Origin of the sequence: Microcystis sp. M53598_WE2, assembly GCF_030067735.1 — a bacterium.
GTDB classification, from domain to species: Bacteria; Cyanobacteriota; Cyanobacteriia; order Cyanobacteriales; family Microcystaceae; genus Microcystis; species Microcystis aeruginosa.
In genome coordinates, this window is sequence record NZ_JASJFE010000166.1 from 1 (window position 1) to 5876 (window position 5876).

Consider the following 5876-nt stretch of genomic DNA (forward strand, 5'->3'; position numbering starts at 1 on the left):
ACTGATTAACTAATTTTTTGGGGAAAATTAGTTAACCCATCATTATAACATATAATTAATTTGCAAGAGTTCTAATAATGGTCAAGAGGGAAAATTTCAAAAACTTTGGCCGAAATAATCCCGTTTATAGTTAAGTACCTAAGCAAAATTAATTACACATTAGGATTAGTTGGAAACTAAAAAAATAAGGCTAATTTATTAATTAGCCTTACTCTTATTCCTTACCTATTAGGTCAAATAGGATTAGTTGGAAACATAAAGTTTTGAGCGGTGCGCTCAGACCAGTCAAATTCCCTTACCTATTAGGTCAAATAGGATTAGTTGGAAACTGAGTTAACTGATACTTCTTAATCGAAGCTTGTCCACCGAGACCTTACCTATTAGGTCAAATAGGATTAGTTGGAAAGCAGAAAAAGGGTTTCTAAAAGAAACCCTTTTTCTAATAAATTGTGTCAAATATATCTTGACAAAAATCGATAAAAATGCTAAAACCTAACGGGAATATTCGCTTTAAATTACGAACACCTTAGCAGTTATCCTAATAGTGAAGTAGTAAGTTTTCCTTTGGGGGAGTCAGAAACCGATCGCCGGTCAAGGAAAAACCCGAAATTCAACCTATTCCCTCGGATCAAAATCTGGCAGCGTCCCCAGCTTGCGAATGGTCACTTTAACATCCATAGATAAATAGTCATCGGCATCACCAAACCAAGAACCAGAAAGAGGTATGATTTGACCGGGATGACGAGCGATCGCCACTCGAATTAAATCAAAGCCGGCGGTAATTTGATTAGTCGGATCATAATTACGCCAACCGGCCCCCGGTAGATAAACCTGTAACCAAGCATGGGTAGCACCAGAGCCAGTCATCCCCACTTCACCACCGTCGAGGGCAGCATCGTAGAGATAGCCACTGACAAAACGACAGGCTAAACCCAATCTTCGCAAAGCTTCGATCATCAACCAAGCATAATCGCGACAAGTTCCCGACTTTAGCCGCAGGGTTTCTCCGGGGGATTGAGTTCCTTCACTCTCCCGGGATTGGTAGGTAAAATTATCTTTGATAGCCGCCATCATTCTTTCCATGACATCGAGGGTATCATCTTGATCCCCCGCTACAAAACTTTTGGCCCAAGCTGCCAAGCTGCCGTCGGCATCCTCAGCGTGGGGACGCATAAACACCACCAGGTCTAACCATTCATCGGGGGTGTACTGGATGGGAATTTCGATCGCCCGTTGATCGAGGGGAAAATCAGCGATCGCTTTTAAGCCAAAATGTTCCGCCCGTAATCGACAGGTAACGATTAATTCTGACGCTGCTTGAGCGAATTCAATCCCTACCACGTTGTTAGATAGAGTATCCATAGTCCAGCGCGTTTTGGCGGCAATATTCGCCTCTACAGAATAACTGATAATTCTTTCACCGTGACCGGCGCTGGGCAAAAAAATCGCCCGATGTTCCCCAAAAGTTACCAGTTTACGATAATGATAGCTGGTGATGTGTTCCAAGTCGTAGATGACACTCATCCTGATTATCCTTAATAAAGTAGCTGGTTATAATTGAAGATAAATCCCCCCTTGATCCCCCCTTAATCCCCCCTTGATAAGGGGGGTATCTGACAATTTTTAACACCCACCCACTTAATCACTGACAACTGATAACCGATAACTGATAACTGAAATGACCTCTGACCCGTTCCTCGATCGAGCTTGGAATACCGAAGACCTAGAACAAGCGCTTCGAGGTGTCGGCACTATTCAAGAAGAACTCAACTATAATCAGGCACGCAATTCTCTGAGCAAACTTGTCGATCGTCTGGATCTTACCTCGATCGAGAAAATTGGTCTAGAAGCGGAGATTGATCGCCTAGTGGCCCTGCTAGAAAAACTCGATCGATCCCTGATTCAAATTGCCGCTTTTGGCCTGGTGGGCCGGGGAAAATCCTCGATTTTAAATGCTCTGGTCGGTCAAGAAATCTTTACAACCGGTCCGCTACACGGAGTTACCCGCACCATTAAAGGGGTAAATTGGCAGTTAAGCAGCGATGATACTTTCCCTCATCTAGCGCGTCTGACCCTGAACGGCCAGGGTAATGCTCAGGTGCAATTGCTTGATACTCCCGGTATTGATGAGGTAGATGGGCAAACGAGGGAAATTCTCGCCTGTCAGGTGGCGCAGCAGGTGGATTTAATCCTTTTTATCATCTCTGGTGATATGACCAAAGTGGAATTTTCCGCCTTGGCCAAGTTACGCGAAGCAGGAAAACCGATGATTTTGGTCTTTAATAAAATCGATCAGTATCCGGAAGTCGATCGCCTCGCTATCTATGAAAAAATCGCCTCAGAACGGGTGAAAGAATTACTCTCCCCCGATGAGATTGTTATGGTGGCGGCCTCTCCCCTCCTGGCGGAGACGGTTAAAGGGCAGGATGGTCGGCTAAAAATGCAACGATTTTGCGGAAAACCACAGATAGAAGCCCTGAAACTCAAAATTTTGGAAATTCTAGAGCGAGAGGGTAAATCGCTGGTAGCACTCAATTCTATGCTGTATGCGGACGAGGTAAACGAGCAAATTGTCGCCCGCAAAATGGCTATCCGTGATCGCGGGGCTAATCAATTGATTCAAAAAGCAGTGATGATCAAAGCATCGGCGATCGCTCTGAATCCGGTGACGGTGTTGGATCTGTTTACGGGGGCAGTTATCGATCTAGCCATGATTCTCGCTCTTTCTCGCTTATACGGCATCGATTTAACTCGTCAGGGGGCGATCGCTCTTTTACAAAAAATTGCCCTCAATATGGGGGGTATTAGTGCCAGCGAATTTTTAGCGGTTTTGGGTTTAAGTTCCCTAAAAGGATTACTCGGTCTCTCGATTCCTGCCACTGGCGGCATTTCTCTCCTTCCCTATACTTCGATCGCCCTGACTCAAGCGGGGGTTGCCGGTGTATCCTGTTACGCGATCGGCCAAGTGACGAAAACCTATCTCGCTAATGGGGCCACCTGGGGACCCGATGGCCCGAAGGCAGTGGTGGCCAGTATTCTCGATTCCCTCGATGAAACCTCGATTCTCAACCGGATTAAGCGGGAATTAGGCTCAAAATTGGGGGTTGGGGGTTAGGGGAAGTGGGGAAGTGGGGAAGCGGGGAAATTGAACTAAAACCCCAAAACCCCAAAACCCCAACCTCCAACACCTAAAACCTGTCTCCTATCTCCTGACTCCTAACTCCTAACTCCTAACGGTTGATCACTGATCACTGACTCGATCAATCCAAGAAATGCTTACTATGGACGATCGCCGCTATAATAACTACTGCTCCTTGAATTTGATAGATCAGACGGTAGGCATAGGCAGACTTTTCTCGGATGGTATCATCACTAAATTCGGCGCATTTTTTCGCTTCTAGGGGACAATTTTCTAAAGAATAGCTTATATCAAGAATTCGACGCACGACGGCCGCCGCGTAGGACGGGGAATCTCGACTAATATAAGATGCGATCGCATCCACGTCTTCAATTGCTTTGGGCGACCAGACAAGGCGATAATTCACTCGATCAGCCATTTGTTTAAAAGACCCTCAACTTCTTCTTGGGGGATTGTATTCTCCAGAGAGGCAGCGTTCAAACTTTGACGCACCTTCTCCAGAACGTATAAATGATACTGAATATCTTCAATTGAACAATCATCTGGTAATTGATTCAAGAGGGATTCCACTTTTTGTCTAATGCTATTCATACAAGTTTGACCGAAGTTTTTAAGGAAAAGTATAAATTTAAATTATCTATCAACTATAATCTATAGCAGTTATCTTAATAGTGAGGTACGAAGTATCTGGTTTTAGGGAACAGGGAACGGTTAACAGTAGCCGGTCGCCAAGAGATAATGCCAAATTTCTTTATACTTCATCTTTAAGAGAACCGCTATATCATAGATAGAAAACTAATAGTCACGCATCCTATCTTATGCCATAGTCCCCAGAAAAGCGAGAAAAAGTTAAGAATAGATAAGGTGATTATCTCGCTTTTGTAACATTGGGGCGGGTATTCTGTTAAGAATACTTAATAATTCTCCTATCTGCTCAATCCCCGCAACTTTTAGGGATTATTGACCAATAACCATCTAGCGGCCACAAGACCCCCCCAATCACAGAAATTTTTTGTTACATTAGTTTACAGTTCCCTCAACGCCCCAGTGGGTTATTAATTTTAATGTCTTCTTCGGTTCCTTCGTCGGATTTTATACCCTTAATCGGTCAAGAAACAGAAATCTTTAACTGGGCAAAATCCCATTATCGTAACCATACCTTTGCCAAAGATGAAAAAGTAGCCACGCGCCCCGGGCTATTATACTTTGTGGAATCTGGGGCGATTCGTATTGTTGGTAAGGCACAAGTTAACGTTATTGACCAAAAATCCTCCCGTCAACTACCTATGGCCGATAGTGAGGAAGTATTTCTCGGTTTTGTGGGTGCAGGTCAACCTTTTGAGATTGTTTCTCAATTTCCCTTTCAATTACAAGCCCAAGCTCATCTAGACGGAACCGAGTTAGTCTGGTTATACTGGGAAGATATAGAAAAATGGCCGCAATTGCGAGCGGCTGTTATGGAAACTTTTCGCCATCAATACCAGCGTAAGTTATTTTGGTTGAGTATTCTCGGTCAAAAACGCTCCCTCGATCGATTAATGGGGTTCTTGGTTCTATTATTGGAAGAATACGGTCAACCCTGTGTGGAAGGCTATTATCTCCCCTATCCCCTAACTCACGCTCAAATTGCCAGCGCCATCGGCACTACCAGAGTAACAGTAACAAGATTAATCGGTAAATTGCGACAACAAAATTCGATCTTTTTTAAGCAGGATAATCTTATCGGATTGCCCAGTTTATTTTTGAGTCAGAATTAATTTTTCTGCTGCTGGTGTTGCTGACTCAAGGTATTGTAAAGTTTCAATACAAATATAGTCAGATATAGTCAAGCATGGTAATATATAGATATGAAACTATCAGACTATGCAAAAAAAACAGGAATAAGTTATCGAACGGCTTGGAGGTGGTGGAAACAAGGGAATTTAACAGGTTATCAATTGCCTTCTGGTACAATTATCATAACGGATGACAACCATTCAAAACCCGACTTGATAGCCTGCATTTATGCAAGAGTTTCCAGTGCCGAAAATAAAGACAATCTAGATAGACAAGCTGACCGATTAAAAGATTATGCTGTTGCCAGAGGCTACAAAATCTACAAAGTTGTCAAAGAAGTAGGCAGTGGATTAAACGATAATCGCCAACAATTAGCCAAAATTCTAGTTGACCCCAATTATAATGTTTTAATTGTTGAACACAAAGACCGTCTAGCCAGATTTGGGACTAATTATCTAGAAATCTTGTTAAAAGAACTAGATAAAAAAGTGGAGATTGTCAATCAAAGTGAGGATAATCAGGATGAGTTGATGTCAGATTTAATAGCCATTATAACCTCTTTTTGTTCTCGAATTTACGGATTAAGAAGGTCGAAAAGAAAGACAGAAAAGATTATAGCTGAGTTAAAAGACAACGGATAATAATGTTAGTAGCAGAAAGACACATTATCAAGAAAGGACATAGATTTTGGGCTGAGATAGATAATTTATCTTGGCAGTCTAAAAATCTCTACAACTCAGCCAATTATTTAATCCGACAAAACTTCATTTATGGTCATGGCTATTTGACCTATAATCAGATGGCCTCTCTGAGGTCAAAGACAGAACAGTATCAAGCTTTACCCGCTAAAGTTTCCCAACAAGTTTTGAGAGGATTAGACAAAAACTGGAAATCATTTTTTGCCGCTTCATCGGAGTTTAAAAGTCACCCCGATAAATTTCTGGTCAAACCCAAAATCCCT

6 protein-coding genes and 1 pseudogene are annotated in these 5876 nt (G+C 42.6%); 4 read left to right on the forward strand and 3 right to left on the reverse strand.

The features are described 5' to 3' along the window. Positions 1–615: 615 nt before the first annotated feature. A complete protein-coding gene (locus tag PX636_RS03685; protein WP_288116261.1) occupies positions 616–1524 on the reverse strand; it encodes a transglutaminase family protein in 909 nt (302 codons plus the stop codon). Between the two features lie 154 nt (positions 1525–1678). Here PX636_RS03685 and PX636_RS03690 point away from each other — a divergent pair, with 154 nt between their 5' ends. After that, a complete protein-coding gene (locus PX636_RS03690) occupies positions 1679–3115 on the forward strand; it encodes a GTP-binding protein (RefSeq protein ID WP_002797402.1) in 1437 nt (478 codons plus the stop codon). Positions 3116–3260: 145 nt separating this feature from the next. Here PX636_RS03690 and PX636_RS03695 read toward each other — a convergent pair whose 3' ends face one another. Together PX636_RS03695 and PX636_RS03700 are read right to left on the reverse strand one after the other, a co-directional pair. Beyond that, positions 3261–3557 carry a type II toxin-antitoxin system RelE/ParE family toxin gene (locus PX636_RS03695; RefSeq protein WP_002737690.1) on the reverse strand — a complete coding sequence of 99 codons (297 nt, stop codon included), beginning with the start codon at positions 3555–3557 and terminating at the stop codon, positions 3261–3263. Continuing rightward, positions 3542–3730 (reverse strand): hypothetical protein, encoded by a 189-nt coding sequence (locus tag PX636_RS03700; protein WP_002737442.1) that lies wholly within the window; start codon positions 3728–3730, stop codon positions 3542–3544. Before PX636_RS03700 ends, PX636_RS03695 begins: the two co-directional genes overlap by 16 nt. A 473-nt stretch (positions 3731–4203) precedes the next feature. Here PX636_RS03700 and PX636_RS03705 point away from each other — a divergent pair, with 473 nt between their 5' ends. From PX636_RS03705 to PX636_RS03715, 3 genes and pseudogenes are all read left to right on the forward strand, one after another. Next, on the forward strand, positions 4204–4896 hold the full coding sequence (locus PX636_RS03705) for a Crp/Fnr family transcriptional regulator (RefSeq protein ID WP_002797403.1): 693 nt from the start codon (positions 4204–4206) through the stop codon (positions 4894–4896). Positions 4897–4980: 84 nt separating this feature from the next. Then, positions 4981–5556: an IS607 family transposase gene (locus PX636_RS03710; protein WP_419866701.1), complete on the forward strand. Its 576-nt coding sequence runs from the start codon at positions 4981–4983 to the stop codon at positions 5554–5556. 2 nt (positions 5557–5558) lie between these two features. Further along, positions 5559–5876: pseudogene (locus tag PX636_RS03715) on the forward strand (RNA-guided endonuclease TnpB family protein); the annotation flags it as partial.